This is a genomic window from Rhizobium aouanii, assembly GCF_037002925.1.
GTDB classification, from domain to species: Bacteria; Pseudomonadota; Alphaproteobacteria; order Rhizobiales; family Rhizobiaceae; genus Rhizobium; species Rhizobium aouanii.
Genome location: NZ_JBAMYD010000001.1, coordinates 426,161 through 442,930, shown reverse-complemented (window position 1 = coordinate 442,930; position 16,770 = coordinate 426,161). Strand labels below are relative to the sequence as shown.

The 16,770-nt window shown below is 61.6% G+C and carries 16 protein-coding genes; 5 read left to right on the top strand and 11 right to left on the bottom strand.

Annotation, left to right across the window (positions count from 1 at the left end; genetic code table 11):
- Nucleotides 1-133 precede the first annotated feature (133 nt).
- From V8P77_RS02125 to V8P77_RS02115, 3 genes are all read left to right on the top strand, one after another.
- Nucleotides 134-694, top strand: coding sequence for a tetratricopeptide repeat protein (locus V8P77_RS02125; RefSeq protein ID WP_335910456.1), 561 nt, complete (start codon nucleotides 134-136; stop codon nucleotides 692-694).
- 187 nt (nucleotides 695-881) lie between these two features.
- Entirely contained in the window at nucleotides 882-1,391 is a 510-nt protein-coding gene (locus tag V8P77_RS02120) for an RNA polymerase sigma factor (RefSeq protein WP_129419689.1), read from the top strand.
- A gap of 2 nt (nucleotides 1,392-1,393) precedes the next feature.
- Nucleotides 1,394-2,233: an anti-sigma factor family protein gene (locus tag V8P77_RS02115; RefSeq protein ID WP_335910451.1), complete on the top strand. Its 840-nt coding sequence runs from the start codon at nucleotides 1,394-1,396 to the stop codon at nucleotides 2,231-2,233.
- 57 nt (nucleotides 2,234-2,290) lie between these two features.
- Here V8P77_RS02115 and V8P77_RS02110 read toward each other — a convergent pair whose 3' ends face one another.
- Nucleotides 2,291-3,271: a quinone oxidoreductase family protein gene (locus V8P77_RS02110; RefSeq protein ID WP_335910450.1), complete on the bottom strand. Its 981-nt coding sequence runs from the start codon at nucleotides 3,269-3,271 to the stop codon at nucleotides 2,291-2,293.
- A 5-nt stretch (nucleotides 3,272-3,276) separates the two neighbouring features.
- Here V8P77_RS02110 and V8P77_RS02105 point away from each other — a divergent pair, with 5 nt between their 5' ends.
- Complete coding sequence (locus V8P77_RS02105; protein ID WP_335910449.1) at nucleotides 3,277-3,786, top strand: winged helix-turn-helix transcriptional regulator; 510 nt, start codon at nucleotides 3,277-3,279, stop codon at nucleotides 3,784-3,786.
- Between the two features lie 91 nt (nucleotides 3,787-3,877).
- Here the strand turns inward: V8P77_RS02105 and leuA are convergent, their stop codons facing one another.
- The 4 genes from leuA to V8P77_RS02085 all read right to left on the bottom strand — a co-directional run bounded on the left by leuA (nucleotide 3,878) and on the right by V8P77_RS02085 (nucleotide 8,035).
- Nucleotides 3,878-5,629 carry a 2-isopropylmalate synthase gene (gene leuA / locus V8P77_RS02100; protein ID WP_335910447.1) on the bottom strand — a complete coding sequence of 584 codons (1,752 nt, stop codon included), beginning with the start codon at nucleotides 5,627-5,629 and terminating at the stop codon, nucleotides 3,878-3,880.
- A 154-nt stretch (nucleotides 5,630-5,783) separates the two neighbouring features.
- Nucleotides 5,784-5,909, bottom strand: a complete 126-nt coding sequence (locus V8P77_RS02095; protein WP_335910446.1) for a hypothetical protein — start codon at nucleotides 5,907-5,909, stop codon at nucleotides 5,784-5,786.
- Nucleotides 5,910-6,058: 149 nt separating this feature from the next.
- Nucleotides 6,059-7,288 carry a benzoate/H(+) symporter BenE family transporter gene (locus tag V8P77_RS02090; protein WP_335910445.1) on the bottom strand — a complete coding sequence of 410 codons (1,230 nt, stop codon included), beginning with the start codon at nucleotides 7,286-7,288 and terminating at the stop codon, nucleotides 6,059-6,061.
- 162 nt (nucleotides 7,289-7,450) lie between these two features.
- Nucleotides 7,451-8,035: an ATP-dependent Clp protease proteolytic subunit gene (locus V8P77_RS02085; RefSeq protein WP_017961514.1), complete on the bottom strand. Its 585-nt coding sequence runs from the start codon at nucleotides 8,033-8,035 to the stop codon at nucleotides 7,451-7,453.
- Nucleotides 8,036-8,367: 332 nt separating this feature from the next.
- On the opposite strand from V8P77_RS02085, the gene V8P77_RS02080 reads away from it, so the two are divergent.
- Nucleotides 8,368-9,147, top strand: a complete 780-nt coding sequence (locus tag V8P77_RS02080; protein ID WP_335910442.1) for a DUF2076 domain-containing protein — start codon at nucleotides 8,368-8,370, stop codon at nucleotides 9,145-9,147.
- A 179-nt stretch (nucleotides 9,148-9,326) separates the two neighbouring features.
- Here the strand turns inward: V8P77_RS02080 and queF are convergent, their stop codons facing one another.
- The 6 genes from queF to V8P77_RS02050 all read right to left on the bottom strand — a co-directional run bounded on the left by queF (nucleotide 9,327) and on the right by V8P77_RS02050 (nucleotide 16,626).
- The gene (gene queF / locus V8P77_RS02075) at nucleotides 9,327-9,791 is read right to left on the bottom strand and encodes a preQ(1) synthase (protein WP_335910440.1); all 465 of its coding nucleotides are present in this window, start codon (nucleotides 9,789-9,791) and stop codon (nucleotides 9,327-9,329) included.
- Complete coding sequence (gene emfA / locus V8P77_RS02070; protein WP_335910438.1) at nucleotides 9,791-10,705, bottom strand: CDF family cation efflux transporter EmfA; 915 nt, start codon at nucleotides 10,703-10,705, stop codon at nucleotides 9,791-9,793. The genes queF and emfA overlap by 1 nt, the downstream gene beginning before the upstream one ends.
- Nucleotides 10,706-10,859: 154 nt before the next feature.
- Nucleotides 10,860-11,531, bottom strand: coding sequence for a DUF2161 domain-containing phosphodiesterase (locus tag V8P77_RS02065; protein ID WP_335910437.1), 672 nt, complete (start codon nucleotides 11,529-11,531; stop codon nucleotides 10,860-10,862).
- A gap of 15 nt (nucleotides 11,532-11,546) precedes the next feature.
- Entirely contained in the window at nucleotides 11,547-11,786 is a 240-nt protein-coding gene (locus tag V8P77_RS02060) for a hypothetical protein (protein ID WP_335910435.1), read from the bottom strand.
- 126 nt (nucleotides 11,787-11,912) lie between these two features.
- Nucleotides 11,913-14,102 (bottom strand): anthranilate synthase, encoded by a 2,190-nt coding sequence (locus tag V8P77_RS02055; RefSeq protein ID WP_335910433.1) that lies wholly within the window; start codon nucleotides 14,100-14,102, stop codon nucleotides 11,913-11,915.
- Nucleotides 14,103-14,367: 265 nt separating this feature from the next.
- Entirely contained in the window at nucleotides 14,368-16,626 is a 2,259-nt protein-coding gene (locus tag V8P77_RS02050) for a TonB-dependent hemoglobin/transferrin/lactoferrin family receptor (RefSeq protein ID WP_335910432.1), read from the bottom strand.
- Nucleotides 16,627-16,770: the final 144 nt, after the last annotated feature.

Below are 16,770 nucleotides of genomic sequence, written 5' to 3'. Positions count from 1 at the left end.
GCACTTGAATCAATCTGCGAAGACGTCCTGCCGCCGCCGCAAGATTTGCCACAGAGGTTGCTTACCCTCTTGGTATTTTTAGTGGTAAGCGTACAATCCGAGCAAACGCATTGCCTGAGAACGGAGCGCGCCGATGACTTTTTCTTTCCGCCACCTGTCCAGACTTTCGCTCGCCGCCGGCTTTGCCTTCGGCATCGCCACGGCCGCTTTCGCGGCCGGCGACAGCAACGATGACACCAATCCGCCGCCGAAGACCCAAACGACCAAGACCTGCACCGGCGGCAAGGTCTGGGACAAGGCCAAGAAGGAATGTGTCACCCCGAAGAAGAGCAGCTTCAACGACGACGATCTCTATCAGTTCGCCCGCGAGTTTGCCTATGCCGGCCAGTATGACAACGCCATCACTGTGCTCAATCTCGCTCGCAACCAGAACGACCCGCGCGTCCTGAACTATCTCGGCTACGCCAACCGCAAGGCCGGCCGCATGGAGCTCGGCATGTCCTACTACCGCAAGGCGCTGCAGGTGGATGAGAATTATATCCTCGCCCGCTCCTATATGGGCATGGCGCTGGTTGAACAGGGAGACATCCAGGGTGCTCGCGTCCAGCTTGTCGAAATCCGTGATCGCGGCGGCGAAGGCACCTGGGCCTATCGCTCCCTGCTGCAAAGCTTGAACGGCTACAAGACATATTGACGCAAGCTTTGCACGCCACAATACGAAAATCCCTTGGGAAAGAGGGATGAAGATGACCGGATGCTTGCGAAGTGCAGGAGACTTGTTTCATAAAGCGCATGCATCGACGGCGTCGATAAAGTCGGTTTCGCGCCCGACGGCGAACCCTTCGTCCGCGAAACCATTGTGAATGCTTCTTGGATAGACAATGCGTCAGCCCGCAACGACCATCGATCTCCGGCGTGATCTCGTCGGCCTCCTGCCCCGCCTTCGCCGCTTCGCGATCACGCTCGCGGGTGAGGTTGCCGTGGCCGATGAACTCGTTCAAGCCGTCTGTCAGCGCGCCATCGCCAAAGGCCATCAATGGAGCGGCGAAGGCCGGCTGGAAAGCTGGATCTACACGCTTGCCCGCCAGCAATGGACCGACGACAACCGCAAGCGCAAGCCGAAGGCTTCCGTCCGCGGCAACGTCACCGATATTCGCGAGGCCGCGCGCGAACGTTCGGCTGCGGTCGATCCCGACACCATCCATCACATGATTTCCGATATGCCGGATGGCGTTTCCAGCATGTTCCTGCTGGTCGACGTCGAAGGCCACAGCTACCAGCAGGCCGCCGACATCATGGGCATTCCGGTGGCAAACGTCGTCTCGCAGCTCGCGACCGCGAGGCTGCATTTCGCCGGGCTTGCCGGCACCCACCCGATCCACAGGTTCTGAATTTGCTCGATCTTAGGAAATTGCCGCTCGAAGCCCAGCTCACCGCCCTTCTCGACGGCGAAGTCTCGCCCGAACAGCGGCACGAACTGGAGCAGCGTCTGGCAAGCGACGAGAATGCACGCCGGCTGCATGAGAAGCTTCGCCACGGGGCTGATTTCGGCCGCCGGCGCCTCGACGATATCCTGAAGGAGCCGGTGCCGCTCGCCCTCGTCCGCTCGATCAAGAGCACGCAGCCGCCGAAGACGCCGATCGCCCAGCGTGCCACGCGCCCGCAAGTGAAACTGACGCCGAGCGGCCCGCAGGCGCTGGCCGCCGCTCTCATTCTCTTCGTCGTTGGTTGCGGCATCGGCTATTTCGTCGGCACCGCGCCGGATGCCGACGAGATTGCCAGCACCACCAACACGGCACCGGCCAATACCAGCGACTGGCTGGGCGACGTCACCGCCTATCAACGCCTGCTGATCCGCCAGCCCCGTCATCTCGTCGAAGTACCCGCCTCGCAGGCCGAGGAAATCTCCAGCTGGCTGACGACGGCGATCGGCGTGCCCTTCCGCGTGCCGGATCTCAGCGCCGAAGCCTGGACCTTCCAGGGCGCGCGCGTCATCCTCGGCGACAGCCGCCCTGTCGGACAGCTCGTCTATTCTAATTCCGATGGCGACATCATCTCCATTTGCTTCCGCAAGGACGCACAGCCGCCGGAGACCGACGACTTCAAGGAAACGATCAAGGACGAGATCGGCCTCGTGACCTGGCACAATGCCGGCACCTCCTATGTGCTTGCCGGCCCCTCCGCCGAAGCAACGCTCGGCCAGCTCGCCATGGAGATCGCCACCGCGATCTGATTGCCGGAGCATGATGCCGAGCGGTGTCGCACGACATCGTACGTCGCCTTCTTTGATTTAAGGCACCAGCACCACCTTGCCGACCGCCCGCCGCCCTTCGATGGCGCGATGCGCTTCCGCCGCTTGATGCAGTGGGAAACGACCGCCGTCGATAACCGTCAGGGCACCCGCCGCGGCAAGCTCGAAGAGTTCGGCAAGATCCTCCCGCACCCCCTGAGGCGTCAGCAGCGGCAACAGCGAAAATCCCTTGATTGACTGATTGTCGTCAAGCATGTGCTCGACATCGGCCGCCTCAAGCCCGAACCGCCCCATCGCCGCCAGCACCAGCTCGCCGCAAGGCGCCAGCGCATCGAGCGCCGCCCTTGAAAATGCCCCGCCGACGGTTTCATAGATGATATCCGCGCCGAGCCCTCCAGTGAGCCTCTTAACGTCCTCCTGCCAGCCAGGCGCCGTATAATCGACCGCATGATCGGCGCCGAGAGACAGGGAAAGCGCCCTCTTCTCGTCACTGCTCGCCGCCGCGATCACCATCTTCGCCCCGTCACGTCTCGCGAGCTGCACAAGCAGCGACCCGACACCGCCCGCTGCCGCACTCACGAGAACATTCTTGCCTTTCGCGGGACTGCAGCGCGGCAGATGCAAGGCCGTCAGCCCTTGCACCATCAGCCCGGCAGCCGCCTCGAAGGAAACCGCATCCGGCAGCTGCATCACCGCCCCGCCATCGACCGCGACGAATTCGGCATAGCCGCCCGAACCTCGTCCGATGGCAAAGAGAGGAACAGCAACCCGCATGCCAATGAGCGAGCGGTCGGCACCAGGCCCTGCTCGCTCGATCGTACCCGCGACCTCGACACCGGGAACCATCGGCAGGTCGGGCGTTACGGCATAGCGGTCGGCCCGCATCAACACCTCGAAGAAGTTGACACCCGCCGCATGGACGCGGACGAGAACCTCACCCGGCCCCAGCTGGGGAACCGGCAGTTCTACGACCTCGAGGACATCGGGAAGACCGAAGCGAGTGAATTGGACGGCTTTCATGACAGATGAACCTCACGTCTGATTGGCGTGGGGCAGGTTTAGCAATAGACTATCAGATAAAAATACACACTCTTTCGTGCCATACCCACCAGGAGGTGACCATGGCTGAGCCGATGAAAAGACTGCCCGAGCTGCCGGTCGAGCGTGCGCTGAAGGTGATCTCAGGACGCTGGAAACCCATCATCCTCTATTACCTCTTCTCCGGCCCGAAGCGTCTTTCGGAACTGAAGCGGATGATGCCCGCCATTACCCAGAAGGTGCTGATCCAGCAGCTGCGCGAGATGGAGGAGCACGGGCTGGTCGCCCGCCAAGTCTTTGCCGAGGTCCCCGCCCGTGTCGAGTACAGCGCGACTGAACTCGGCCTTGGTCTCGAACCGGTGCTGCTGGCGCTCTGCCAATGGGGCCAGCGCCACGCAGAGGCGCGCAACGAAGTCGGCGAGATTGCCGACTGCATCGTCAGGCCGCGCCGCGCCACAGCGCCGCGCATCTTTTCAGACGCGCAAAGGACGCTGTAACACTTTGAATGGCTGCATAATTTTATCCTTAAATCGATTCCGGCTTTAGGAATTATGCAGTAGTGCGGCCGCGGCCTGAGGCTTTCCGAAATCAGGCCTTGCCGGCCTTCACGTCGAGCACGCGGTTAGCGGCCGAGACGATCGCTTCCAGCGATGCCGCGACGATATTGGTATTGATGCCGGCGCCGAAGAGCTTGCCACAGGGATAGGAGGTCTCGACATAGGATATCGCCGCCGCGTTTGAGCCATGCTGGAGCGAATGCTCGGAATAGTCCTCTACCGACATCTCGATGCCGAGATAATGCGACAGCGCATTGATGAAGCCGTCGATCGGACCATTGCCGCGCCCCTCGATGCGCTTGATCTCCCCATTGTCGGTAATCTCGGCTGCGACAATCCGCTGGCCCTTGTGCTCAGTGTCGGGATAGGTGTGATGATCGATGAAGCGCAGGCGCCCTTCCGGCTGCGTCACGTAGCGCTCGATGAAGCGGTCGTAGATGCGCCGGGACGGAAGCTCCTTGCCCTCTACGTCGGTGATGCGCTGAATATCCTCGCGGAATTCCACCTGCAGGTTACGCGGCAGGTTCAGCCCGTAATCCTGCTGCAGGATATAGGCGATGCCGCCCTTGCCGGACTGAGAGTTGATGCGGATGATCGCCTCGTAGGAACGACCGACATCGCGCGGATCGATCGGCAGGTACGGGACCTCCCACACGGGATGGTTGGCGACCTGTGCTGCCTTCATACCCTTGTTGATCGCATCCTGATGCGAGCCGGAGAAGGCCGTATAGACCAACTCGCCGACATAGGGATGACGCTCGCCGATCGCCATCTGGTTCGAATATTCGAACACTTCCTTGATGCGCTCGATATTCGAGCAATCGATCTCTGGATCGACGCCTTGCGTGAACATGTTCAACGCCATCGTCACCATGTCGACATTGCCGGTGCGCTCGCCATTGCCGAACAGCGTGCCTTCGACGCGGTCGGCCCCTGCCAGCAGTGCCAGTTCGGCAGCGGCAATGCCGGTGCCGCGGTCGTTATGCGGATGCAGCGAAACGATCAGGTTCTCGCGATTGTCGAGGTTGCGGCACATCCATTCGATCTGGTCGGCATAGACGTTCGGCGTCGCCATCTCGACGGTGGACGGCAGGTTGATAATCAGCTTGTTATCGGGCGTCGGCTTGACGACCTCGATGACGGCGTTGCAGATCTCCAGCGCCACATCGAGTTCCGTGCCGGTAAAGCTCTCCGGCGAATATTCGAAACGGTAACCGCCGCCGGCCTTCGTGGCCATATCGGTGATCATCTTGGCGGCATCGACGGCGATCTGCTTGATGCCCTGCACATCCTTGGCGAAGACGACGCGGCGCTGCAGCTCACTGGTGGAGTTGTAGAAGTGCACGATCGGCCGGTTTGCGCCTTCCAGCGCTTCGAAGGTGCGGGTGATGAGTTCCGGGCGGCACTGCACCAATACCTGCAGGGAGACGTCGTCGGGCACATTGCCCTCCTCCACGCACCAGCGGGCAAAGTCGAAATCGGTCTGCGAAGCCGAGGGGAAACCGATCTCGATTTCCTTGAAGCCCATCTCGATCAGCAGATGGAACATGCGCGCCTTGCGATCGTGGCCCATCGGGTCGACGAGCGCCTGGTTGCCGTCGCGCAGGTCGACCGAACACCAGACCGGTGCCTTGGTAATGGTCTTTGTCGGCCATGTGCGGTCGGGAATGTTCACCTGCGGATAGGCCCGATATTTCACCGCGGCGTCGGGCATGCCTTTTGCAGGGCTCATCTCGCTCTTGGAGGCCATCTTATCTCGGGGGGATTGCGTCTTCGCGTCCATCGTATCGTCTCCTCGTCCCGGCATTTGCCCGCTCTTAGCCGATCACGTCGGGCTTGGCGATAAACAAATGCGGACCTTGTCGGTCGTTAGGTCAAATTTGAAAGTGAGTCGCGAGGAGCGATGGCCGGGCGGGCTTTCGGCCGCCGGGCGCTCCTCAAAGGACCCGGCAACCGCGCGTAAGGCCGAGGAGAAGAAGCGAGGTCAGGGCGCGCGAGACGTCACGCAGGGCGATGCGGCCGCGTGCAATCGTGTTGGAAATTCTGGCGCCGGTGGTCTTCATGACCGCGCTTATAACCTCGGGCGGTGACGCTGGCAAGTCCTTGCCCGGCTTTTGGTCGTCGCCAACGGTCGACGAACTGCCCGCCTATTGCCGGCGGAGTTGCCTGAAAGCGCCAGGATCCGTCATTTGGATAGCACAACGACCTTCCGTTACCTCGACTGAGCTCGGTCTTTCCAAATCTTCACCAGCCGCGACAGCGCGAGCATTAGCCCACCGGCGATCAGGCCCCAGAAGGCGCCAGAAATACCGCCGAAGGAAACGCCGGAGGCGGTGACGAGGAAGGTGATTGCCGCCGCCTCGCGCGAGTCCGGCGCCTGGAAGGCTGACATTGCCGAGGACGAGAAGGCGCCGACCAGCGCCAGCCCCGCCACCGCCTCGATCAGGATCGGAGGCGCGAGCGCCACGAAGGCCGTCACCGCACCGGCGAGCAGCCCGAGGATGACATAACCGACGCCGGCAATCAGCGACGCCCAATAGCGCCGCTTCGGGTCGGCATGGGCATCCTGTCCGGCGCACATCGCCGCGGTAATGGCCGCCAGATTGACGGCGTGGCCGCCGAACGGCGCCGACAGCAGCGAGAAGAAGCCGGTGACGGCAAAGAGCGGACCGGGCTTCGGATCGTAGTGATTGACTTTCAGCACCGCGATGCCGGGAATGTTCTGCGAGGCCATGGTGACGATGAAGAGCGGCAGCGCGATCGAGATGAAAGCAGCAAGGTTGAACACCGGCCGGACGATCTCCGCCGTCGGCACCAGTGATCGTTCCAGCGAGCCGAGCGCACCGTCAGGGATATCGACGCCGAAGGCGAGCACCAGCACGAAAGCCGCGAGTGCTGCAGGCACCGCCCAGAGCCGCTTGAAGGCGCCGACGACGATCCAGGCGACGACGATCGGCAGGCCGAACAGCGGATTGAAGCCGATCGCCTTAACCGGCGCGAAGCAGAGGCCGATCAGCACACCGGAAAGCATCGCATTGGCAAGCGGCGCGGGAATGGCGGCAACCGCCCGGCCGAGCGGCTTGAACAGCCCGGCGACGATGATCAGCGCAGCACAGACCAGGAATGCCCCGACCGCCGCATTGAAGCCGCCCTCGATCGCCCCGGTGCTTGCCAGCAGCGCGGCGCCCGGCGTCGACCAAGCGATACTGATCGGCAATCGCGTCACTGCACTGAGCACGATCGCGCAGATGCCCATGGAGATCGACAATGCCATCAGGCCGGACGCCGCCTGCGCATCCGTCGCGCCGACCGCCTCAAGCCCATGCAGCACGACGGCGAAGGAACTGGCGGAACCGACGAAGGCGGTCAGCAGGCCCATGAACAGGGCTTGGACGGAAAAATCTTTGAGCATGGCGGGACTCGAGCTGCGCGAATGGCGCATGGAGCATGATGGCCGTCCCAGACGCAAGTCCGGATTCATTGCTTTCCGTTCAGACCTTGCCGCTGGAAGATCATCTCCGTTCAAGCACTATCCGAAAAGAGAACGCCCTCACCTGCGATCGGCAGGCAAGGGCGGGTTTTTGGCAGCTTTGGCTGAGAAAACTTAGATATCGGCCTGCGACGTCACGATCCGTGAAACGAGGCCATAGTCCTTCGCCTCTTCGGCCGAAAGCCAGTAGTCGCGATCCGTATCCTTGTCGATCTTGTCGAGCGGCTGGCCAGTGGCCTCCGCCATGATCCTGTTCAGGCGCTCGTTCATCTTGATGATTTCGCGCGCCTGGATTTCGATGTCGGATGCCATGCCGCGCGTGCCGCCGGAGGGCTGATGCAGCAGGAAGCGCGTGTTCGGCAGGCACAGGCGCCGCTCTTTCGGAGTGGCGACATAGATTAGCGCGCCGGCCGAGGCAACCCAACCGGTGCCGATCATCCAGACCTTCGGCTTGATGAACTTGATCATGTCATGGATGGAATCGCCGGATTCGACGTGGCCGCCGGGCGAATTGACATAGATGCGAATGTCCTCGTCGCTGGCCGCGGCAAGCGCCACGAGCTGCGAGCAGACCTTCTGCGCCAATTCCTGATTGATCGGTCCGTAGATGAAGATCGAACGCGACTTGAAAAGATTCGCCTCCGTTTCCTTGCCGAGCGGCAGTTCCTTCGTCTTGTCGTCCTGGTCTTCGTCGTTCATTCGAACCTCTTGGAGATGAATTCGGGTTCCTCGCACATAGTGCGACTCAATGCCTAAAACAATGCGGGAAAAACACAAGGCACCGAAGCGATGGAGATATCCTTAAGAAGCCGCGCGCCGTTCTGCAAGCCTTACTGAATTGTAACGGCGAAAGGCTTTGAAAAGCCTAAATCGGTTCCTACCTCAACCCTCACGCGGCAAACGCCGCCAGCGCATAACCCCGACAATCGAATCGATTGTCGGAAAGGATTATGCGCAGTTTTAAATTGATAGAGCGTCCTTAGCGCGTCCTATCGGACGCGCGGCGCTCTAGATGATTAGGAGGCAGGACAATGTCACCCGAAGAACGCCAATTGCTGACCGCCCTCTTCGACCGCGTACGCACCGCCGCGGCCACACCGCGCGACCGCGACGCCGAAGCCCTGATCGACCAGGCGACGCGCGAACAGCCCTCTGCCACCTATTATCTCGCCCAGGCCGTCATCGTTCAGGAAAAGGGACTGGAGGCGGCTGCCAACCACATCAAGGAACTCGAAGAGCGTGTCCGCCAGCTGGAAGCCGGCGAGAGCGAACACCGCCAAGCCGAACAGGGCGGCGGTTTCCTGAGTTCGATTTTCGGCAATACCCAGACGCAGCAGCCGGCCCCAGTTCCCTCCAACCCTGGCTCCTCCAATCCCGGCCCCTGGGGCCAGCAGTCCCGCGGCTATGACGATCCCCGCGGCGACAGCAATGCCCGCCAGACGCAGCAGCAGCCGACCGGCCCCTGGAGCCAGCAGGCCTATGCGCCGTCGGCCGGCGGCAGCTTCCTGCGCGGCTCGCTCGGCACGGCAGCGGGCGTGGCCGGCGGCATGTTGCTCGCCAATTCGCTGAGCGGCATCTTCGGCAACCACATGTCCTCGCTCGGCTGGGGCTCGCCCTTCGGCGCCAATCCCTTCGGCAATGCCAGCGCGCCCACCGAAGAAACCGTCATCAACAATTACTACGGCAACGATGACGCCCGCCAGGCCTCCGACAACACAGCCGATGACAACGACGCCAACCTGCAGCAGGCCGATTACGACGGCGACGATTCCACTGACGACTCGTCCGGCGACGACGTTGCGGATGTGTGAGATCTAGCGGGTAGAGATGGGCAGCGGTTGCCGCACCGTTGCCCGGCCCTTCGCTCTAAGCTCAGGGCGTTCGCCGCTGCAATCGATTGAGAGCAATTCCAGAAAAAGTGCCCAGCGGTTTTTCGTCCGGAATTGCGATGAAAGAAGTATCGATTGCTCGGGCTGCGCCCGAACGCATCTCACCCACGGCCGCGGTAGGTGGCAACGCCCTGTTCCGGCAGCCACACGCCCTCCGGCGGCTTGCCCGTCTGCCAGAAGACATCGATCGGAATGCCGCCGCGCGGATACCAGTAGGCGCCGATCCTGAGCCATTTCGGATCGAGCAACTCGACGATGCGCTTGGCGATGTAGACCGAACAATCCTCGTGGAAGGCGCCGTGATTTCGGAAGGAATGCAGGAAGAGCTTCAGCGACTTCGACTCCACCAGCCATTCGCCCGGAATGTAGTCGATGACGATATGGGCGAAATCCGGTTGCCCGGTCATCGGGCAGAGCGAAGTGAATTCCGGCGCGGTGAAGCGCACGACGTAATCGGTGCCGGCATGGTTGGACGGCACTTTTTCGAGCACCGCCTCCTCCGGCGATCTCGCGGTTTCGGTCTGGTGACCCAGCATCGACAGGCTGGAAACATCGGTACTCGGCATTATACCTCCTTCACGACTTTGACGCGGATGCCATGGGCCTTTTCGCCCTCCGGCTCCACATGAATTGCGATAGTGGCGCCCTCGTGCACCGCCCTGATGGCATCCTCAAGGCGGTCGCATATATCATGCGCCTGCCGCACGGACATCGCCCCCGGCACCACCATGTGAAAATCGATGAATGTGACTTTGCCCGCGCGCCGCGTTTTCAGGTCGTGCACGCCGATCGAGCCGTCCGCATGGGTAGCGATCGCCTGCTTGATCGCCGCCTCCTCCTGCGGCTCGACCGCATGATCCATCAGCCCGCCGATCGACTGCGAGATCACCTTCCAGCCCTGATAGAGAATGTTGACGGCAACGAGGATGGCAAGCACCGGATCGAAGATCGCATAACCGGTCGCCAGCGCCAGCAGCAGGCCGACGAGCACGCCGACCGAGGTCACCACATCGGACATGATATGCTGGCCGTCCGCCGTCAGCGCCGCCGAGCGGTGTTTTCGCCCGGCCCGGATCAGCAGCCGCGCCCAGATCGCATTGATGACACCGGCCGCGAAGTTGATCGCAAGGCCGAGCACAGGTGCGTCCAGCATGCGTGGCTCGGCGAGATAGCCAACCGCCTCGTTGACGATCAGCAGGGCAGCGACGACGATCAGTACGCCCTCGGTGACGGCAGACAGATATTCCGCCTTGTGGTGACCGAAGGGATGGTCGTGATCGGCCGGCTTCTGCGCATAGCGGATGACGAAGAAGGCGATGAAGGCGGCAACGACGTTGACCGACGATTCGAGCCCGTCCGACAGCAGCGCCACCGACCCGGTGACCCACCAGGCCACCATCTTCAGCGCCATGACGCCGAGCGACAGCGGAATCCCCCACATCGCCAGCTTGCGAACCGTAAGATCGCCGTTGTCACTCATATCGTTCCCCTGCGGTTGCGAATGAATTGCAGCTTCCGAGCCGTTGAAACGCAAAACCGCCCACGCGAATGTCGCGCAGGCGGTTCAGTTGAAGGTGATATGGGGGAAGACGGCGGATTTGTCAAAGGGCAATGAGGTTCCCCTTTCGCGTGGCTCAAGGAGCAGGCTCGGAGAGAATAGTCTGCGGCCAGCGCAAGAGCGCCGCCTGCCCTGCAGGCGTCAGGGCGTAGACGCCCTTCTCCTTGCGTTCGAACCATCCGTAGACGTTGTCGAGCAGGATCCGGCCGGCATTGGGCACCTGAGCCTTCATATCCCGCGGCCGCCCGACCCCACGCTCGATTGCGGCGGCGCAGAGCAGCACCTGCTGACGATAGGCGGTCATGATTGGAGCCCGCGTGCTGCCGCCGACGGTGGGATCGCCGTGGCGGCGCTGATGCTCCTTGACGAGGCGCGTGCGCCGCTTGGGATTGGCTCGCGGCATCGGCGAGACGGAGCTGACGATGATGCTGACCTCGCCGGCATCGGAGACGCCGAGCATGCCGATGCCGAGCCTGCGACAGAGATCGCGATAGCGTTTATCGGTCTCCCGCCCCCGACCCTTGGCGGAGACGCGGGCCGCGACCCAGACCTCGTCGCTCATCGCCGCGCGGTCGACCGCCTGGAGAAGCAGTTCGAGGTTGAAAGAGAGCTTGAGTTCGCAGACCACCACAACCGGCGGCTCGGCATCGCTGAGGCCCACGAGATCGCACCCTCCGACCTCACCCTTCACGACATAACCCGCCGCCTCCAGGAAAGCTTTAACCGGCAGGTAGAGCGACGTCTCCATAGTGAAAAGCGCGCCTCAGGCGGCGTTGAGATCGGCAATCTCACCGTATTTTGCAAGCAGCCGCGGCGACGACATATCCCCGGTTTCCTCATCGACGATCACGGCATAAGCCGCCACGCCGACGAAACGCTCCGACATCGCCGAGGCGATTTTCTCCGCGCTGACGGAGTTCGATGCCTGGCGCATTTCAGCGGGAACGAGATTGCCGCGGTTCTTGCGATAGGGAAGAACGATGAACTTTTCAGCATTGGCCACGTCGAATATCCCGATTGATCGTTCCTGAAATGTTCTGATTTGTCTGAAGAAGTCAACCGGCCTTTCGAAAACGGCCTGCCCCTCCCGCAGTCGGGGAAAGGGCAGGCCGAATAACCCTCGAAATCCTCAGGCAGCTTTCGTCTTCACCTTGCGCGCCAGATGCGCCACGACATTTTCGATCATCCGCATCCCGGCATCGCCGCCGAGCGTCATAATCGACTCCGGATGGAACTGCACCGCGGCGATCGGTTCCTTGGCGTGTTCAATGCCCATGATGGTGCCGTCGTCGCTTTCCGCCGTGATGATGAACTCGCGCGGCAGCGTCGAGGGATCGGCGAAGATCGAGTGGTAGCGGCCGACCGTTACCTCCTTGGCAAGGCCGGAGAAGACGATGCCAGGTTCCAGCACGCGGATGCGCGAGGGCTTGCCGTGCATCGGCAGCGCCAGATGGCGCAATTCCCCGCCATAGGCTTCGGCCAGCGCCTGCAGGCCGAGGCAGACGCCGAAGATCGGCAGGTTGCGCGCCCGCGCCTTCTTGATCGTCGCCTTGCAGTCGAAATCCTTGGGCGCTCCGGGTCCGGGCGACAGCACAACGAGGTCCGGGTTCAGCCGGTCGAAGATTTCCTCCGGCACCGGTGTGCGCACGGTCGAAACCGTCGCCCCTGTCTGGCGGAAGTAATTGGCGAGCGTGTGGACGAAACTGTCTTCGTGATCGACGAGCAGGATGCTGACACCCTTGCCGACGCTTGCGACGTCGCGCTGGACCCTGCCGGAATTGCCCGTTTTGGCGTCTCGGATGGCGGAAAGCATGGCAGAGGCCTTCAATTCTGTTTCGGCTTCTTCTTCGTCAGGAATGGAATCGTTGAGCAGCGTCGCCCCGGCGCGCACCTCGGCGATACCATCCTTGATGCGCACGGTGCGCAGCGTCAGGCCGGTGTTCATGTCGCCGTTGAAGCCGACCATGCCGATCGCCCCACCATACCAGGCGCGTGGGCTTTTTTCATGGCTCTCAATGAAGCGCATCGCCCAGAGCTTCGGAGCGCCGGTGACGGTGACAGCCCAGGCGTGGCTGAGGAAACCGTCGAAAGCGTCCATGTCATCGCGCAGCCGCCCTTCAATATGGTCGACCGTGTGGATGAGGCGCGAATACATCTCGATCTGCCGGCGGCCGATTACCTTGACCGAACCCGGCTCGCAGACACGGCTTTTGTCGTTGCGGTCGACATCAGAGCACATGGTGAGCTCGGACTCGTCCTTCTTGGAATTCAGGAGTTTCAGGATCTGCTCGCTGTCGGCGATCGGGTCGTCGCCGCGCTTGATCGTGCCCGAAATCGGGCAGGTCTCGATGCGGCGGCCGGAAACGCGTACGAACATTTCGGGGGAAGCGCCGACCAGATATTCCTGATGGCCGAGATTGATGAAGAAGGAATAAGGCGACGGATTGATCGCCTTCAGCCGCTTTGAAATGTCGGACGGCTTGCTGTCGCAGCGCTCCATGAATTTCTGCCCAGGCACGACTTCGAAAAGGTCGCCCTTGCGGAAACTTTCCTTCGCCTTGGTGACAAGCTCGGCATATTCGCCCGGCCGATGATCGCTCTTCGGCGGGATGGCATCGGTGCGTACGAACGGTTCGGCAGCAATATCGCCGGCCTTGCCCTCGGTCGACACGCCGCCCTTTTCGAAGTCGTAACGGTCAACCCAGGCCTTGGCGGCGTGGTTGTCGACAACGAGGATCTCGTCCGGCAGGTAGAGCACCATGTCGCGCTGATCGGAGGGCCGCGTCAGCTTCAGATCGATCGCGTCGAACTGGAAGGCGATGTCGTATCCGAAGGCGCCGTAGAACCCGAGGCTCGCATCCGCCTGCGAATAAAACAGGTCGGTGACGGCGCGCAGCACGGTGAAGACCGTCGGCATTTTCGAGCGTTCTTCCTCGGTGAACACCCGGTCCGGCGTCTTGACGGTGAGGTCGAGGCGGCGAGCCGAGGACGCGCCGAGCACGATGTCGGACACCGTCTTCAGCCGCTCGGTCACGAAGCCGAGAATCACCTCGCCGCGTTCATTATAGGCCTCGATCCAGACGTCGCGCCCGAAGGAAGAGATGCCGAGCGGCGGATCGACAACGGCGGTATCCCAGCGGGTATAGCGGCCCGGATATTCGTAGTTCGACGAAAACACCGCGCCGCGGCGCTCATCGAGCTTGTCGACATAGGAAGAGACCGCATCGCCGTAGGGGATCGCCCGCCGCTGCCGCGTGACTGATACGCCGCCCTTGGTCTCGTAGATTTCCGCACCATCATCCCGCAGGATCGTTACCATTGTTCCACTCCGTTATCGGGGCCCGGACGACAGGCGGCCATAAAACAAAAAAAGCCGCCTCGAAGTTTCGGGCGGCTCACTCGTCGTCTTTGGACACGATTGGTCGAGGCCGCCTTAGCGAACCCACCACCAAACAGCAATGTTCAAGGACTTGATCATGGGAAAATTGTTAGCCTGAGATCAACGATTGCGCAAGAGGCGAATGCCGGAATGAAAAGGGCGGCCCAAAAGCCGCCCGTCCCCAGCCTTGAAGGCGTGATCGCGATCAGAAAGTCTTGGTGATCGAGACCTTGAACGTACGGCCCGGCTCCGAATACCACTCCCGCGGCTGGGACGCCGTCGCCGAGCTCAGATTGACCTCGCGCACGGCGAGCGCGTTGTAATGTTCCTGATCAAAGATGTTGTAGACGCCTGCCTGCACGCGCAGGCCCGGCACCTGTTCCGGCGTCCACCAACCGGTCAGGTCGACGATCGCGTAGCCGGGCGCATCAAAGGTCGTGTCGGCGGTGTTGGTGACGGGCGTATCGAGATGGTCGGTGAGCATGCCGGCCGACAGCGTCGAGGAAAGGTCGAAGCCGAAATTCTCGTTGCTCCAGCCGCCGCCGACGATCGCCTTGAACGGTGCCACCGAGCGTAGGCGCTGGGTGGTTTCTTCATTTCTGCCATAGGCATAGGCAAGTGACGCATGCAGATTTATGCCGTTATTGAATGTCTTGGCGGCGCTGGCTTCAATACCGGAGATCGTGGCCGCAGACACGTTCGTGTAGTTGAATTCCATAAAGCCGGTCGCGTCGACGCTCGTCACCGTCTCGATAAAGTTCTGGTAGCGGGTGTGGAAGGCCGCGACCCGACCAGTAAAATCGCCCGTGTCAAAATTAGCGCCGATTTCGACGCCGCGGCCGATTTCGGGTTCCAGATCGGGATTGCCGAGTTGGGCGTAGCGGCCCGTCGGGTTGTAGAAGCGGCTGTAGAGTTCGTCCACGGTGGGTGCGCGGAAGCCGACTGCCAGCTGCATGTAGAGCTGCACGTCAGGCGTCAGGTCGTATGTCGCAAGAATCTTCGGTGACAGGCCGGCTTCCGTTCGGTCGTTCAGGTCCCCGAAACGGGTAAGCCCGGTATTGTTTGCGAAACTCCCGCCGGTCGAGGGATTGTAGTTGAACCAGTCAAAGCGGAAGCCGGGTGTCAGCGCGAAGCCGGTATTGCCGATTTCGATCTTGTCTTCGAAGGTCAGCCCAAGATTCTGGCTGTCGACATTGGGCACTTCCGCCTGGTTATTTAGCGCCGGGCACGTTGTGGGCGTCGGGCAAAGTGCCCAGCTATACTGGCTCCAGCTCGAAACGCCGAGGTCGAGGCCCAGCCGAACGGAGTGGCTGAGACCGGGATATTCGAAATCCTTCGTCGCGGTGCCGCTGAAGCCCCAGGTCTCGTTTTCAATCTCGTTGTTACGTCCATAGGCCACATTGGCGGTCGTACGGCCCCTGCTGCCGGCTTCCTTCTTCAAATCTAGCCAATAGAGCGTGGCACGCGCACTGCTGAAGAACGCATCGGAGGACTGCGCTTCATAATCATAATCGAGCGATACGCGATCGCGGTCACGCAGTTCGCGACCGTCATAATTGTCGATCATGAAGTTGCGAGGACTGGTGCCTCCCTGGAGTTGGCGCAGGTCGGTCTTAAGATCGCGGCGGAATCGTTCCGCTGTCAAGCCGATGCGATGGCCGCCTTCCAGCTCCTGGCGCAGTTTGAAGAGCAGGTTGTTCTGATCGAAATCAGCCGGATTCGCCTCGGTGCGAAGAGCACCGTAGCTGTCGTTGTCGCCCATATTGTCGCGTTCATGGCCCTTGCGGTAGCCGCCCTGAAAGAGGATCGACGTGTTGCCGATCTTCTTGGCAGCGGCGGCCGAGCCGGAAATGCTGCGGTCTTCGCTGTCATAGGTCGACTTGACGATCGCACCCCAATCCCGGCCTTCGGGAATAAGATCCTCCGGCTCCAGCGTATTGAGAACAATGGCGCCGCCGAGCATGCCGGAACCGCCCTTGCTCGAATCCGCGCCGCGCACGATATCGAGCGAGGATAGGGAATCGAAATCGAAGGTGTCGCCGCCGCCGTTGGCGTTGGCCGGCGCAAAGGCACCCTGGCGCGAGCTGTTCGAAATATAGGGGATCGGAATGCCGTCGATGGTGGTCAGGATGCGAGCGCCGGAAAGGCCGCGCAGGTTGAAGCCTGCGTCACCACGCGAATAATTCACGCCTGCATCGACGCTGCGGCCGATATCGTCAAAATTGGTGACCTGCTTTTCTTCTAGCTGCTTGGCAGTGATCTCGGTGGCAAGCGGCGTATCGGCGACGCTGCCCGGCGCCACGCGTTTGCCCTTGACGACGATCTTCTGCAAGACGGTGCTGTCATCCGCCGTCGCTTCCGGCGTGGTGGCCGGAGCGTTTTGCGCGAAAGACTGCGAAACAGGAAGAACAGCTGCAACTGCCGTGCAGACCAATAGAACCGAGCGCCAATGCCGGACGATCATAACCTACCCTCTCATGATGATTACCGGGCTGGCTGGTCGTGGCGCGTCGAACGCTCGATGGGCTGGCTGGGCTTTGCGAACAAAGACGAAGCAGAATTCCGCCTTCTTTTCGCCGCATAAAAAACATGAGGATCATTGTCAACA